The 14,752-nt window shown below is 62.1% G+C and carries 14 protein-coding genes; 6 read left to right on the top strand and 8 right to left on the bottom strand.

The genetic code is table 11. From position 1 onward, the window contains the following. Nucleotides 1–20: 20 nt before the first annotated feature. Nucleotides 21–650, bottom strand: a complete 630-nt coding sequence (locus tag HMPREF9696_RS17375; protein ID WP_002714349.1) for a LemA family protein — start codon at nt 648–650, stop codon at nt 21–23. A 265-nt stretch (nt 651–915) separates the two neighbouring features. Here HMPREF9696_RS17375 and HMPREF9696_RS17370 point away from each other — a divergent pair, with 265 nt between their 5' ends. After that, the gene (locus HMPREF9696_RS17370) at nt 916–1,764 is read left to right on the top strand and encodes an enoyl-CoA hydratase (protein ID WP_002714348.1); all 849 of its coding nucleotides are present in this window, start codon (nt 916–918) and stop codon (nt 1,762–1,764) included. A 132-nt stretch (nt 1,765–1,896) separates the two neighbouring features. Here HMPREF9696_RS17370 and HMPREF9696_RS17365 read toward each other — a convergent pair whose 3' ends face one another. Then, on the bottom strand, nt 1,897–3,765 hold the full coding sequence (locus HMPREF9696_RS17365; protein WP_002714347.1) for an ABC transporter ATP-binding protein/permease: 1,869 nt from the start codon (nt 3,763–3,765) through the stop codon (nt 1,897–1,899). Between the two features lie 162 nt (nt 3,766–3,927). Between HMPREF9696_RS17365 and rpmE the strand changes: the two genes are divergently transcribed. After that, nucleotides 3,928–4,155 carry a 50S ribosomal protein L31 gene (rpmE, locus tag HMPREF9696_RS17360; RefSeq protein ID WP_002717151.1) on the top strand — a complete coding sequence of 76 codons (228 nt, stop codon included), beginning with the start codon at nt 3,928–3,930 and terminating at the stop codon, nt 4,153–4,155. A 213-nt stretch (nt 4,156–4,368) separates the two neighbouring features. On the opposite strand, the gene rcdA is transcribed toward rpmE, so the two are convergent. Next, complete coding sequence (gene rcdA / locus HMPREF9696_RS17355; RefSeq protein WP_002714345.1) at nt 4,369–4,875, bottom strand: protease adaptor protein RcdA; 507 nt, start codon at nt 4,873–4,875, stop codon at nt 4,369–4,371. A 377-nt stretch (nt 4,876–5,252) separates the two neighbouring features. Then, a complete protein-coding gene (locus HMPREF9696_RS17350) occupies nt 5,253–5,444 on the bottom strand; it encodes a DUF1192 domain-containing protein (protein WP_002714344.1) in 192 nt (63 codons plus the stop codon). Nucleotides 5,445–5,527: 83 nt separating this feature from the next. On the opposite strand from HMPREF9696_RS17350, the gene HMPREF9696_RS17345 reads away from it, so the two are divergent. Together HMPREF9696_RS17345 and HMPREF9696_RS17340 are read left to right on the top strand one after the other, a co-directional pair. Continuing rightward, nucleotides 5,528–6,526, top strand: coding sequence for an NAD(P)H-quinone oxidoreductase (locus HMPREF9696_RS17345; protein WP_002714343.1), 999 nt, complete (start codon nt 5,528–5,530; stop codon nt 6,524–6,526). Nucleotides 6,527–6,674: 148 nt separating this feature from the next. Then, a complete protein-coding gene (locus tag HMPREF9696_RS17340) occupies nt 6,675–9,641 on the top strand; it encodes an EAL domain-containing protein (protein WP_040301567.1) in 2,967 nt (988 codons plus the stop codon). A gap of 107 nt (nt 9,642–9,748) precedes the next feature. Here the strand turns inward: HMPREF9696_RS17340 and HMPREF9696_RS17335 are convergent, their stop codons facing one another. Further along, nucleotides 9,749–10,399 carry a YqgE/AlgH family protein gene (locus HMPREF9696_RS17335; protein WP_002714341.1) on the bottom strand — a complete coding sequence of 217 codons (651 nt, stop codon included), beginning with the start codon at nt 10,397–10,399 and terminating at the stop codon, nt 9,749–9,751. Nucleotides 10,400–10,559: 160 nt separating this feature from the next. Between HMPREF9696_RS17335 and HMPREF9696_RS17330 the strand changes: the two genes are divergently transcribed. Next, complete coding sequence (locus HMPREF9696_RS17330) at nt 10,560–11,420, top strand: protein-disulfide reductase DsbD domain-containing protein (RefSeq protein ID WP_002714340.1); 861 nt, start codon at nt 10,560–10,562, stop codon at nt 11,418–11,420. 112 nt (nt 11,421–11,532) lie between these two features. After that, nucleotides 11,533–12,018, top strand: a complete 486-nt coding sequence (locus HMPREF9696_RS17325) for a peroxiredoxin (protein WP_002714339.1) — start codon at nt 11,533–11,535, stop codon at nt 12,016–12,018. Nucleotides 12,019–12,198: 180 nt separating this feature from the next. Here HMPREF9696_RS17325 and rnhA read toward each other — a convergent pair whose 3' ends face one another. From rnhA to ispH, 3 genes are all read right to left on the bottom strand, one after another. Beyond that, the gene (gene rnhA / locus HMPREF9696_RS17320; protein ID WP_002714338.1) at nt 12,199–12,648 is read right to left on the bottom strand and encodes a ribonuclease HI; all 450 of its coding nucleotides are present in this window, start codon (nt 12,646–12,648) and stop codon (nt 12,199–12,201) included. Beyond that, nucleotides 12,645–13,625, bottom strand: coding sequence for a homoserine kinase (locus HMPREF9696_RS17315; RefSeq protein ID WP_002714337.1), 981 nt, complete (start codon nt 13,623–13,625; stop codon nt 12,645–12,647). Before HMPREF9696_RS17315 ends, rnhA begins: the two co-directional genes overlap by 4 nt. 83 nt (nt 13,626–13,708) lie before the next feature. Then, nucleotides 13,709–14,683, bottom strand: a complete 975-nt coding sequence (gene ispH / locus HMPREF9696_RS17310) for a 4-hydroxy-3-methylbut-2-enyl diphosphate reductase (RefSeq protein ID WP_002714336.1) — start codon at nt 14,681–14,683, stop codon at nt 13,709–13,711. Nucleotides 14,684–14,752 lie beyond the last annotated feature (69 nt).

Here is a 14,752-nt window from a genome sequence, read left to right as displayed (position 1 = left end):
TGCGCGCGACCGCTATTCCTTCACTTTGCGGGAGCGGGCGTCGCGGGCGCCGGCGCAGCCGGTGCGTTGAAATCGACCTTCGGCGCAGTGGAAATCGACTTCTCGTTCTCCACCGTGAAGTTGGCCTTTTCCTTGTAGCCGAACGCCATCGCGGTCAGGTTGTTCGGGAAGGTGCGGATGCCGACGTTATAATCCTGCACCGCCTTGATATAGCGGTTGCGCGCCACTGTGATGCGGTTCTCGGTGCCTTCAAGCTGCGCCACCAGATCGCGGAACAACTGGTCGGATTTCAACTGCGGATAGTTCTCAGTCGTGACGAGAAGGCGCGACAGCGCGCCGCTGAGTTCGCCCTGTGCGGCCTGGAATTTCTGGAACGCCGCCGGATCGTTCAGCACTTCCGGCGTCACCTGGATGGTGCCGACCTTGGCGCGGGCATTGGTCACGCCGATCAGCACGTCCTTTTCCTGCTGTGCAAAACCTTTGACGGAATTCACCAGATTGGGAACGAGATCGGCGCGGCGCTGATACTGGTTCACCACCTCGGACCATGCCGACTTTACCGACTCGTCGTTCTGCTGGATCGCGTTGTAGCCGCAATTGGTGAGGCTCAGGGAAGCGAGAGCTGCGAGGACAGTCAAAATCTTGCGCATGAATGATCTCCAGAAATGAACCCGCACGCGACCATAAGGCGGCGATGTGACGGTCAGCATACACGCTACGTGCGGCGCGGTCATTGCTATGGCCACGCTCTTTTAGCGGCTTTGGTGTTGAATGCCGGATGAATGCATGCGAGGGCGCGGATACCGAGGGAGACCGAAACCCCACCCGGCATGACAGCGTTGCGCGAGGTTTTGCTGGAAAAGCCGCCCGGAAGCTGACTAAGTTCTTTTTCAAAACCAACCCGGGACAGCGACCATGACCGCCACCGCGACCGCATCGGACACCATCATCGACACCGGAACCGAGGAATTGCTTTGCATGGTGCGCGAGCGCGTCGCGGTCATCACGCTCAACCGCCCGCAGGCGCGCAACTCGCTTTCCGACAATCTGACGCCTGCCTTGCGTCGCATGATCAAGCAATGCGGCGAAGACCCGAATGTCGGCGCGCTTCTCATCACCGGTGCGGGCGATGCGTTCTGCGCAGGTGGGGACGTGAAAGGCATGGGCGGCAAGCCCGGCAGCAGCAACGCGCCCGAACTGACCTTCGATCAGAAGGTGGCGCGGCTGCAGGAACGCCAGCGCACGCTCACCGGCGCGCTGGTCAATGTGCGCAAGCCGACCATCGCGGCACTGCCCGGCCCGGCGGCCGGCGCCGGACTCTCGCTGGCGCTGGCCTGCGATCTGCGCATCGCGGCGGAGTCGGCGTTCGTCACTACGGCCTATGTGAAGATCGGCCTCAGCGGCGACTACGGCATGTCCTGGCTGTTGACGCGGCTTGTCGGCACATCGCGCGCGCGCGAAATGATGTTCTTCGCCGAGAAGGTCGATGCAAAGCGATGCGAGGCGCTCGGCATCGTCAACCGCGTCGTTCCGGACGACAAGCTCCGCGAGGAGGCCTTCGCCTGGGCGAAAAAGCTCGCAGAGGGACCAACCACCGCGCTGCGTTTCCTGAAGGACAATCTCGACGAAGTGCTGATGAACGACTTCCTGACCTCGCTCGATCACGAAGCCGAACGGATGGTCAGGTCTGCAGGCACGGCCGACCACAAGGAAGCGGTGAAGGCCTTTGTCGAGAAGCGCAAGCCGGTGTTCGCAAAAGGCTAGACGGTAATTGGATCGTCATTGCGAGGAGCGTCAGCGACGAAGCAATCCATGTTCATCTTTGCTGATCCAAAGATGGATTGCTTCGCTTCGCTCGCAATGACGGTGAATAGCGGTCGAGTTTCCAGGAGTTCTCTACACGCCCTCGAACTGCAATCGCGCGAGGCGAGCATAAAGCCCGTTCGCCGCGACCAGCGAGGCATGCGTGCCCTGCTCAACGATGCGGCCGTTCTCCATCACCAGAATGCGGTCGCAGGACAGCACCGTAGCGAGGCGATGCGCGATCACCAGGGTCGTACGCTGCTTCATCAGTTCTTCCAGCGCGGTCTGCACCAGCGTTTCGCTCTCGGCGTCGAGCGCTGACGTGGCTTCATCCAGCAGCAACAGCGGCGCGTCGCGCAGGATCGCACGCGCGATCGCGATGCGCTGACGCTGGCCGCCGGACAGCGTCACGCCACGCTCGCCGAGTTGCGTATCGAAGCCGAGCGGCAAACGCGAGATGAACTCGGTGGCATGAGCGAGATCGGCGGCACGCGCGACCTCGGCATCGCTGGCATCGGGACGTCCGAAGCGGATGTTCTCGCGGGCGCTGGTGGCAAACACCGCCGAGTCCTGCGGCACCAGCGCGATGCGTGAGCGCACGGCGGATGGATCGGCCTCCCGGACCGGCACGCCATCGACCGAGATGGTGCCGGATGCCGGATCGTAGAACCGCAGCAGCAGATGAAACAGCGTGCTCTTGCCCGCGCCGGACGGGCCGACCACCGCGACCTTCTCGCCGGCCTTCACTGCGAACGACACACCATCGACGGCGAGATGATCGGGCCGCGTCGGATAGGAGAACCGCACATTGTCGAATGCGACGTCGCCGCGCGGCGGCACCGGCATCGCGCGCGGATGGGCAGGCGCAGCAATGTCCGGCTTGATGCGCAGGATTTCAAACAACCGCTCCGATGCGCCCGAAGCCTGGGAAATTTCGCCCCAGACCTGACTGAGTTCGCCGAGCGCGCCCGCCGCGAATGCCGCATAGAGAATGAACTGGCCGAGACGGCCCGCGCTGATCTGATGGGTCAGCACGTCATGCGAACCGATCCACAAGATCGCCACGACGCTGGCGAAGATCAGGAAGATCACGGTCGCGGTGAGATAGGCGCGTGCGCGGGTCGAATTGCGGGCCGCGACATAGGCGCGCTCGACCTCGCCGCCGAAACGAGTCTCGGCAAGACGCTCATTGGTAAAGGCCTGCAGCGTGCGGATCGCGCCGATCAGTTCGGACGCATAGGACGAGGCTTCCGCCAGCGTGTCCTGCGCGCCGCGCGACAATTTCTGCACCCGGCGGCCGAATGCCACCAGCGGCAGCACGATCAGCGGAATCACAGCGAGCACGATGCCCGACAGTTTCGGACTGGTGACCACCATCATCGCGGACGCGCCGATGAACAGCACGAGGTTGCGCAGCGCGATCGACACCGACGCGCCGACCGCGGACTTGATCTGCGTGGTGTCGGCGGTCAGGCGCGACACCAGTTCGCCGCTATGGGCGGTGTCGAAGAACGACGGCGACAGCGAGGTCAGATGATTGAACACATCGCGGCGCAAATCCGCGACGATGCGTTCGCCGAGCGTAATGACGAGGTAGTAACGCGATGCGCTGGCAGCCGCGAGCACAGCAACCACTGCGATCATCACCGCGAAGTAGCTGTTGATGAGGGCGATGCCTTCGGGACTGAAACCGAAATCAATCATGCGGCGCACGGCAAGCGGCACCACCAACGTCGCGGCGGAAGCCACGATCAAGGCTACCAGCGCGGCAAAGGCCTGACCGCGATAGCGCGCGACATAAGGCGCGAGCGCCATGAGCGGGCGCAGCTTCACGCCGCGCGATTTCTTCTGGAGCGTCTCCGGAGGTGGTGCTGCGGGCGTGGAGGCTTCTGTCACAGACGCGGCCTCGCGCGCCGGTGCGGATGTCAGTTCCCTGTCTTCAACGCGCTCCACTGCACTCATTTTTCGCCGGCCGCCTCATGGTTTCGGCCTTCCAATAGGCCTCCAATAAGAGGCTGGCAAATGACCTCGCTGCTTGTTTTGGGGCCATTCCTGCGATATAGAGCGCCCAAATTCGTCCCGAACATCATTGATCTGTGGGCGCGCGGCGCCAGAGGATTTGCCATGAAAGCCGAAATTCACCCGGATTATCATACAATTAAGGTCGTCATGACCGACGGGACCGAGTACCTGACCCGCTCGACCTACGGCAAGGAAGGCGACACGCTGAACCTCGACATTGACTCAAAGTCGCACCCGGCCTGGACCGGCGGCACCCAGCAGATCCTCGATCGCGGCGGCCGCGTTTCCCGCTTCCAGAAGAAGTTTTCGGGCTTCCTCAAGAAGGATTGATCCTTCTCGCAAGTCTGGTTTGGATACAAAAACGCCCCCGCTTTCGCAGGGGCGTTTTTCGTTGGGGCAATCAACTCTCGGATGTCGTCCCCGCGAAGGCGGGGACCCATAACCACCAGCTCCTCCATTGGTCGCGGTGGCGGGCCTCTCGTCGAAGCAACAATATTAGGGAGTATGGTCCCCGCCTTCGCGGGGACGACACAATGAAAATAATTATCTCTCGAACGCGGCCTTGAGCATGTTCATCTGCGGCACCAGCGGATTGCCGATCGACAGATGTTCCGGCGCGGGTGCATGGATCGTCACATCGAGACGGCGCACCTTCGCTTGCAACGCCATCGAGCGCGCCACCAGATCCTGCAGGCGCTCCGGCAGTTTCTCGATCACATCGTCGGCACCGGGATCCGCCGCGGTCAGCTTGACCTTGGTCTTTTCGCGATTGGCCTGATGCAGCGTCATCTCGCCTTCCTTCACCGCGCGATGCAGCAGCAGCCACGAGGCAAGCTGCATCAGCCGCGTGGTGAGCCGCATGCTTTCGGTGGCATAGCTGAGACTGACGGACCGCTCGAGCGCCTTGGCTTCGGTGCGGCCCGGGCCGTCGAGATAGGCGGCGGTCTCTTCGACGAGATCCATGCCTTCCCTGAACAAAGTCCCGAAGGCGGGTGAGTTGGTGATCCTCTCGCTTAGAAGAACGAGATCGGCTGCGCCCTGGTCGGACATGGTTAACGCCTCACGCGGTTACGCTGATTTTTTTATGATGAACAAATCATTGCGCGCCCGAGGCCGTGAGTCCAGCCACACCGCGGAACAATGAGGAGATATGGTTTCCAGCCGTCTGCCGCCCGCGCCGAAACAGACCCCGCCAAAGTCTAACGGCAGGGCAATCGAGGACCGGGCAAAAAAAGAGCCGCCGGAAACCGGCGGCTTTTGAAAGTTGATAACAGGGAGGCGTCAAACAGAGTGACAGGAGCCACTCGGTGTCCAAACAAGGACAAGCTCAGTCATAAACGCGAAAGATTAATACGCCGTAAATTAACGATTCCCTTTACGGTTCCTTTGCTATTGCGCGGAACCTGCGTTCACGGGCCCGTGTGCATTTACGATTTGAAGAAGGAATTGGCGGCGTCGCGGCTGGCGCGCTTTTTCACAGCGTCCGCCTTCAGGCGTTCGATTTCCGCCGCCAGTGCTGCGATGCGCTCTTCGATATCGTCGAAGGACAGCGCCGACAGATCCTGCCCCAGTTCATGGGTGATTTTCTTCCTCGGCTTGTCGTCGTCCTCGCCCGCCATGCTTTCCTCCTGCCGCTGACCCGATTATAGGTCTGTTCCATCTGCATCTTTTATCGTCAGCCCCACCGCCGCAAGGACACATCATGGACAAGCTGCCCGCACAAATGACCGCCATCGCCATTTCCAAGCCCGGCGGCCCCGAGGTGCTGGTGCCCGAACAGCGGCCGGTGCCGAAACCCGGCCCGAATGAAATCCTGATCAAGGTCGCGGCCGCCGGTGTGAACCGTCCCGACGTTTTGCAGCGGCTTGGCCTTTATCCGGTTCCTCCCGGCGCCAGCGATCTTCCGGGCCTCGAAATTTCCGGCGAAGTGGTCGCGCTCGGTGAAGGCGTCACCAAGCGCAAGATCGGCGACAAGGTGATGTCGCTGGTCGCAGGAGGCGGCTATGCCGAATACTGCATCACCCACGAGAGCCACGCGATGTCGGTGCCGAAAGGCCTGTCGATGACCGACGCCGGCGCGATTGCCGAAACGCTGATGACGGTCTGGCATAACGTGTTCGAGCGCGGCGGTCTCAAGCCCGGCGAAACGCTGCTGATCCACGGCGGCTCGTCCGGCATCGGCACCATGGCGATCCAGATGGCGAAAGCCCATGGCGCAAAGGTGTTCGTCACTGTCGGCGGTCAGGACAAGGTGGATGCGTGCCTCAAGCTCGGCGCGGATGCGGCGATCAACTACAAGACCGAGGACTTCGTTGCCCGCACCAAGGAACTGACCGGCGGCAAGGGCGTCGATGTCATCCTCGACATGGTCGGCGGCGATTATATCGACCGCAACTATGAAGCTGCCGCCGTCGAAGGCCGCATTGTCCAGATTGCGTTCCTCGGCGGCTCGAAGGCGACGCCGAATTTCGCCAAGCTGATGATGAAGCGCCTGCATCATACCGGCTCGACGCTGCGGCCCCGCTCGGTGGCCGACAAGGCCGCCATGGTCGCCGCCATCGAGGCCAATGCCATGCCCTGGCTGAACGATGGCCGCGTCAAACCGCTGATGGACAGCTCATTCCCGCTGAAAGAGGCCTCAAAAGCCCATGCACGGATGGAATCCAGCCAACATATTGGCAAAATTGTGCTCGTGGTTTAGGGCTCGGGAACTCATCGAAACCCTTTGATTTGCTTCATATTCGTGGCATTTATCGCGTTCCTGCGACGGGCCGTTCGCGGCCCGTCACCTTCCACGCGGAGAGCTGACTTTGCGCTCGATCAGAGACTTCGCGCTGCACCTGTTCCCTATGCGAAGTTCGCTTCGTGCCGCAGCGCTCTCATGTCTGCTGAGTTTGATCCTTTCTGCCGCAGTCCAGCCGGCACATGCGCTTGATGCGATCAGCGTGCGCAGCGACGCGCCTGCGATCGACCTCACCGGTGTGCTCGAGTTCCAGCGCAGCGACACCGACCGCATCCAGGTTTCCACCGCGCCCGGTACCGACGGCATTGTCCGCCGCATCGAGGTGCGCGCGCGTGAAGGCGGCCAGAACTGGATCGTGTTCGCGCTGACCAACAATACCGACGACCAGCTCGACCGCCTGATTGTCGTGCCGCATTACCGCATCGTGTCCTCGGGCCTGTTGTGGCCGGACCTCGGCCTCTCACGCATCGCGTCGATCACGCCATCGACCGGCGACCGCCCCGAACGGCAGGACAACGCCACCGCCGACGTGTTCCGCATCACGCTCGATCCGGGCGCGGTGGTCACCTATGTTGCCGAACTGCGCACCGACAAAATTCCGCAGCTCTATCTGTGGGAACCGGAAGCCTACAAGGACAAGGTCAACTCGTTCACGCTGTATCAGGGCATCGTCATCGGCATTTCGGGCCTGCTGGCGCTGGTGCTGACCATCCTGTTCGTGGTCAAGGGCTCGATCATGTTCCCTGCCGCCGCGGCGCTGGCGTGGGCGGTTCTGGTTTACATCGGCGTCGATTTCGGATTCTGGGGCAAGGTGTTCGACATGTCCGCCGGCGCGGAGCGCGTCTGGCGCGCGGCGGGCGAAGCGATGCTGGCAGCAACGCTGCTGGTGTTCCTGTTTGCCTATTTGAATCTCTCACGATGGCATGTGCGATACTCGCATATCACGATGGGCTGGCTGGTGTTCCTCGGTGCGCTGGTCGCGCTGGCGTTGTTCGATCCTGCGGTGGCATCCGGCATTGCGCGCATTTCGCTGGCGCTGATTGCGGTGTTCGGCTTCGCGCTGATCGTCTATCTCTCCACGCACGGTTTCGACCGCGCGGTGCTGCTGATCCCGACATGGTTCCTGCTTGTGGTCTGGGTGATCGCGGCGGGCATGACCATCGCCGGCGGCGTGACAAACGATATCGTTGGCCCGGCCCTGCTCGGCGGCCTTGTGCTGATCGTCATGCTGATCGGCTTCACGGTGATGCAGCACGCCTTCGCCGGCGGCGGCGCGACAAACGGTGTCGTCTCGGATGTCGAGCGCCGCGCATTGGCGCTGACCGGCTCGGGCGACCTGATCTGGGACTGGGACGTTTCCGCCGACAAGGTCTTCACCAGCCCCGAGACCGAAGGCCTTCTCGGCCTCAAGCGCGGCACGCTTGAAGGCCCCGCCGCGAAGTGGCTCGAAGTTCTGCATCCACTCGACCAGGACCGTTTCCGCGCCGCGCTCGACAGCGTGCTCGATCAGCGCCGCGGCCGTCTGGTGCAGGACTTCCGGCTGCGCACGCCGGACGGGCACTTCATGTGGTTCGCGCTGAAGGCGCGGCCCGTGGTCGGCTCCGACGGCGAAGTCTCCCGCGTGGTCGGCACGCTCACCGACGTGACCGAAACCAAGAATTCGGAAGAGCGCCTGCTGCACGACTCGGTCCATGACAACCTGACCGGCCTGCCGAACCGTCAGCTTTTCATCGACCGCCTCAGCGCCCTGTCGGCCTTCGCGAAGAGCGCGCCGAACCTGCGTCCGACCGTGATGGTGATCGACCTCGACCGCTTCAAGCAGGTCAACGATTCCGTCGGCATCGCCGTCGGGGACTCGATCCTGCTGACGCTGGCGCGTCGTCTTGCCCGCATTCTCAAGCCGCAGGACACGTTGGCCCGTCTCGCCGGCGACCAGTTCGGCCTCATTCTGACCTCCGAGTATGAACCGGCGCGCATCACCGCCTTCGCCGAAACCATCCGCAAGACCATCCGCGCGCCGATCGCCTTCGATGGCCGCGAGATTTTCCTCACCGCATCCATCGGCCTTGCCTTGAGCGATCCGCAGACCCCGCTGTCCGACGAGATCATCAAGGATGCAGAACTGGCGATGTATCACTCCAAGCGCATCGGCGGCGACCGCATCGACGTCTACAAGCCCGCGATGCGCGCCCGCAAGACCGACCGCCTCGCGCTGGAAGCCGAACTGCGCCGCGCCATCGAGCGCGAGGAAATCACGATCCTGTATCAGCCCATCGTGCGGCTGGAAGATCGCTCCATCGCGGGTTTCGAGGCGCTGGCGCGCTGGGATCATCCCAAGCTCGGCCGGATGTCGCCGTCGGAATTCATCTCCATCGCCGAAGAGATCGGCCTGATCGTCGAGCTTGGCCTGTTCGTGATGGACACCACCGCCAAGCAACTTGCGGTCTGGCAACGCACGGTACGTTCGCGCGAACCGATCTTCGCCAGCGTCAATGTGTCGTCGCGGCAGTTGCTGCGTCACGACCTGATCCATGACGTGCGCGGCGTGCTCTCGCGCTCGGCGGTTGCACGCGGCTCGCTCAAGCTCGAACTGACGGAATCGCTGGTGATGGAAAATCCGGAACATGCGGCGCAGATGCTGCACCGGATCAAGGAGCTTGGTGTCGGGCTGTCGCTTGACGACTTCGGCACCGGCCATTCCTCGCTGGCCTATCTGCAACGCTTCCCGTTCGACACCATCAAGATCGACCAGTCCTTCGTGCGCACCTCGAGCCGCGGTGCACGGCCGGTGCTTCTGAAATCCATTGTCGCTCTGGCGCACGATCTCAACATGGCGGTCGTGGCCGAAGGCGCGGAGACGGATTCGGACGCGGTGGAGCTGTTCCAGCTCGGCTGCGAATATGCGCAGGGCTTTGCGTTCGGCGAACCGATCGATGCCGACGCCACCATCCGACTTCTCACCGGCGAGAAGGTGCCGCAGCCGCGCAACCGGCGGCAAAGCGCGCGCAATCTTCTGAAGCCTGCCGCAACGGCCACCGCGCCCACCACCGCTCCGGGCCCGGAAACGGCGTAAGGGGTCGGCCCGCCTCGTCATTGCGAGCGAAGCGAAGCAATCTACTTTTATGCGCAGTATATGGATTGCTTCGTCGCTGCGCTCCTCGCATGACAAAGCAACAATATCTAGGCGTGTCCGGCTTCGTTGGAGAGCATCGCCAGTTCGATGCCGATCTTCTCCAGCGCGCGTTCGTACTTGCCCTCGGCGTCCATCCCGAACACCAGATCGGGATCGGCGGGACAATGCAGCCAGCCATTGTGCTGGATTTCATCCTCAAGCTGGCCCGGCGCCCAGCCGGCGTAACCCAGCGCCAGCAGAGCATGCTTCGGGCCGGACCCGGCGGCGATGGCTTTCAGGATATCGAGCGTCGCGGTGAGGCAGATACCGTCATCAATAGGCAGCGTCGCATCCTTGATGAAGAAATCGCTCGAATGCAGCACGAAGCCGCGGCCGGTATCGACCGGCCCGCCTTTCAGGACCTTCATGTCCTCGGCGCTGCCAGGCAGCTTGATCTGGTCAGCCTTGTTGATGATGTCGAGTTGCACCAGCAGTTGCGGGAAATCAATGCTGCCAGCAGGACGATTGACGATAATGCCCATGGCGCCTTCGGAGGAATGCGCGCACATGTAGATCACCGATCGCGCGAAGCGCTCATCGTCCATCACCGGCATGGCAATCAGCAACTGACCGTCGAGATACCCAGCGCCAGACGTCTCGCCTTCGGCCAGGATGGGGCCGCCAGCAGGCTTTCCGGTCTTCTTGCGCGTGGTGCTCATTCGCAAACGACTCTCATGCTGTTGAACCATCCTGATATCGGGTGCCGGTTCTGTCAATCAACCCGCCGCGACCATCCGCCGAGCCGCGTTTGGCCGCGAAAAAGACCGGATCACGGGCAATTCAATGGTTCACAGGGATACCACCCTGTAAGGACGTTTCATGACACTGATAGTTCCCGTTCGCGCGGCTTCCACCGCAGCCCTTGCGACCTTCGCCTGCCTTGCGCCGCTGCGCGCGAACGCGCAGGACGCATCGCCGTGGATCAAGGACACATACTCCTCGGTGCGCCTGATAGCAGGTTCACGCAGCGGCAACGTGCTGCTCGGCGGCATCGGCTTCCAGTTGCAGCCCGGCTGGAAGACCTACTGGCGCACACCGGGAGATTCCGGCGTGCCGCCGCGCATCGATTTCACCAAATCCGACAACGTCGAAACCGTCAAAATTCTCTGGCCCCTGCCAACGAAATTCCCCGACGGCGCCGGCGGCATCTCGTTCGGCTACAAGAACCAGGTGACGCTGCCGCTGCGGATCATCGCAAAGAGTCCTGACAAGCCGGTGACGCTGCGCGCCGCGATCAGTTACGCAGTGTGCGAAAAACTCTGCATCCCGGTCGAGGCGCAGGCCGAGCTTGCCTTTGTCAGCGTGGCCTCGACCGAAGACGGCGCGATTTCCGCCGCGCTCGACACCGTGCCGAAACCTGCAAAAATCGGCGACACCGCACCGGTTTCCGTTCGCGATGTCCGTCGCGAGGGCAATGTGGTGCATGTCGATGTCGCCCTGCAGGACGACAAGGCGTCCGCTGGAAAAGAGAAAGAAAGAGACGTCCAGCTTTTTGTCGAAGGCCCGACGCCGGACTGGGCTTTGCCGGTGCCGAAGCTTGTCAAACGCGAGCCGGGCCTCCAGCACTTCACGTTTGAACTCGATGGCTTGCCGCCCGGCGCGAGCGCCGACGGCGCCGCGCTGAAGCTGACGGTTGCCGGATCGGGCAGCGCATACGAGGTCAACGCCAAGCTGCCATAAGCCTCGGGATCGCACCGCAGCAAGCAATACACGCGGCTCCCATCCGCAAAACGTGCTCCCCCCTTCGGAGAAACCGCGCTATGACAGCGCATCGATCCCACGGAGAGACCCGATGACCATCAAAGTTGGCGACAAGCTGCCCGAGTCCAAGTTTCGCGTCATGACCGCGGAAGGCCCGCAGGTCAAAACCACCGACGATATTTTCAAGGGCAAGAAGGTCGCGCTGTTCGCGGTGCCCGGCGCCTATACCGGCACCTGCCACAAGATGCACATGCCCAGCATTTTCCTGAACGCCTACGCACTTAAGGACAAGGGCGTCGACACCATCGCCATCGTCTCGGTCAACGATGCGTTCGTGATGAATGCCTGGAAGCGCGACACCGACCAGCGCGATGAAGGCGTGTTTCTCGCCGACGGCAATGCCGAATTCGCAAAGGCGATCGGCATGGAGCTCGACGCTTCCGGCAACGGCCTCGGCATCCGCTCCAAGCGTTACTCAATGCTGGTGGACGACGGCACGGTGAAGATTCTCAATCTTGAAGCGAACCCCGGCAAGGTCGAAGTATCCGGCGGCGACACGCTGCTGTCGCAGCTTTGAGGCAAATGTCTCTCTGAGAGAGCCGAAACATACGAGATGTCGTCCCCGCGAAAGCGGGGACCCATACTCCCTAAGCAGGCTGTTAGCGTCTTTGCTTCAATAACCATCGGTGATTATGGGTCCCCGCTTTCGCGGGGACAACGCAAAGAAAAAATAGACACACCGCTGAGTGGCTAGCCTTCAGCGATTCTCCGCCAGCCCGTCGCGCGCCAGTTGATCGGCGCGCTCGTTCTCGGCATGGCCGGCATGGCCCTTGATCCAGTGCCAGCGCACGTCGTGTTCTTTCAGCGCCGCATCGAGCCGCTGCCACAGATCGGCATTCTTCACCGGCTTCTTGTCGGCTGTCTTCCAGCCGTTGCGCTTCCAGTTGTGAATCCACTGCGTGATGCCCTGACGGACATACTGGCTGTCGGTGGTAAGATCGACCAGCGCCGGCTTCTTCAGGGCTTCAAGCGCCGAGATCGCCGCCATCAATTCCATGCGGTTGTTGGTCGAGGGATTTTCGCCGCCCTTCAATTCCTTCTCGACATCGCCGAAGCGCAGGATCGCGCCCCAGCCGCCCGGCCCCGGATTTCTGGAGCAGGCGCCGTCGGTGAAGATCGTCACATGCGGAAGTTTTGCGCCGCTCACGCCACGAACCCGGACTGTTCGACGCCGTAATCGCTCATGCTCTTCACGCCCTGATGAAAGCGCAGCTTGCGGACATATTCGAGCGGGTCCTTCGGCTTCACCAGCGCGCCGGGCGGGACGTTGAGCCAGTCCACCAGCCGAGTCAGCAGGAAGCGCATCGCAGCGCCCCGCGCCAGCAGCGGCAGCGCGTCCTGTTCGGCGGCGGTCAACTTGCGCTCGCGGTTATAGGCATTGAGGAACGCGCGCGCCTTGGTGACATTGAAGGAATGATCGATCTCGAAGCACCAGGCGTTGAGACAGATCGCGACGTCATAGGCGAGCATGTCGTTGCAGGCGAAATAGAAGTCGATCAGTCCCGACAGCTTGTCGCCGAGAAAGAACACGTTGTCAGGAAACAAGTCAGCATGGATCACGCCTTTCGGCAGATCGCTCGGCCAATGCTGTTCGAGATGATCGAGTTCGGTGCCAAGCAGCGCGCGCAAGCCATGATGGACATCGTTGGCGCGGTCTGCGGCCTGATCGAACAGCGGCCGCCAGCCTTTCACCGACAATGCATTGGGCCGCGACATATTGAAATCGGCGCCAGCCAGATGCATTTTCGCCAGCGCCGCGCCGACGCCCGCGCAATGCGTCGCACTCGGGCGGCGCGGCCACATGCCTTCAAGGAAGGTGATGATCGCGGCCGGACGACCGGCCAGCGTGCCCAGCGCCTCGCCGCTCTTGTTCAACACCGGCTGCGGACAGGTGATGTTGTGGGACGCCAGATGGCCCATCAATCCGAGAAAGAACGGCAGGTCGTTTTTCGCGACGCGCTTTTCGTACAGCGTCAGGATGTAGGAGCCGCCGCTGGTGTGAACCAGATAGTTGGAGTTCTCCACGCCTTCGGCAATGCCCTTGTAGGAGAGCAATTCACCGATCCCGTAGGGGTTTAAAAAATCCGCAAGCTCTTCGGCGGTGACGTCGGTGTAAACCGCCATCTGGTGTCTCGATTCCGCTAGGTTCAGGATTGGAGACTTCTAGACGAATCCGGGACAAAACGACAGAACTTCCGCCCTGCCGATTACTCCGCAGCCGCATCGCTCCGCAGCGGACGCGGCAGCGGGAAGAATTCGTTTTCCATCGCAGCCGACACTGTTTCGACCTTCAGATGATAGTGGGCCGCGAACGCATCCATGATTTCCTCGACGATCACTTCCGGCGCGGACGCGCCCGCCGTGATGCCGAGCGACGTGATGCCCTTGAACTTCGACCAGTCGAGTTCGGAGGCGCGCTGCACCAGCACGGAGACCTTGCAGCCTTCGCGCTCGGCGACTTCGCGCAGGCGCTGCGAGTTCGACGAATTCGGCGAGCCGACCACGATCATGGCTTCGACCTGCGGCGCGACCTTCTTCACCGCGAGCTGGCGGTTGGTGGTGGCGTAGCAGATGTCTTCCTTGTGCGGCCCGTCGATATCCGGGAAGCGCTCCTTGAGCACCGCGACGATTTCCTTGGTGTCGTCGATTGACAGCGTGGTCTGGGTGACAAAGGCGAGCTTGGAGGCGTCCTTCGGCTGGAAGGTCCGCGCCGCGTCCATGGTCTCGATCAGCACCACCGCGCCCTTCGGCAACTGGCCGAGGGTGCCGACCACTTCGGGATGACCCGCATGACCGATCAGGATGATTTCGCGGCCGCGCTTGAAGTGGATCGCCGCCTCGCGGTGAACCTTGGTCACCAGCGGGCAGGTCGCGTCCAGGGTGAAGAAATTGCGCTTGTCGGCCTCGGCCGGAATGGCCTTGGGCACGCCATGGGCGGAAAACACCACCGGCGCGTCGGTTTCCGGAATTTCATTGAGTTCCGCGACGAAAATGGCCCCTTTTTCGCGCAGGCTTTCCACCACATAGCGGTTATGCACGATTTCGTGACGGACATAGACCGGGGCGCCATAGAGCTTCAGGGCGCGTTCCACCGTGTCGATAGCCCGCACCACACCGGCACAAAAGCCCCGGGGGGAACAAAGCACGACGGAGAGCTGCGGTTTTTGAGCGTCAGGGGTCATTTTTCAGCCGGAATCAAGCGTTTTGGGAGCTTCGGGAAAGGACTTGGGGCCGCCATCCCGGTTCTGTCA

Origin of the sequence: Afipia clevelandensis ATCC 49720 (genome assembly GCF_000336555.1) — a bacterium.
Classification (GTDB): Bacteria; Pseudomonadota; Alphaproteobacteria; order Rhizobiales; family Xanthobacteraceae; genus Afipia; species Afipia clevelandensis.
This window is presented reverse-complemented; position numbering and strand designations above follow the sequence as displayed.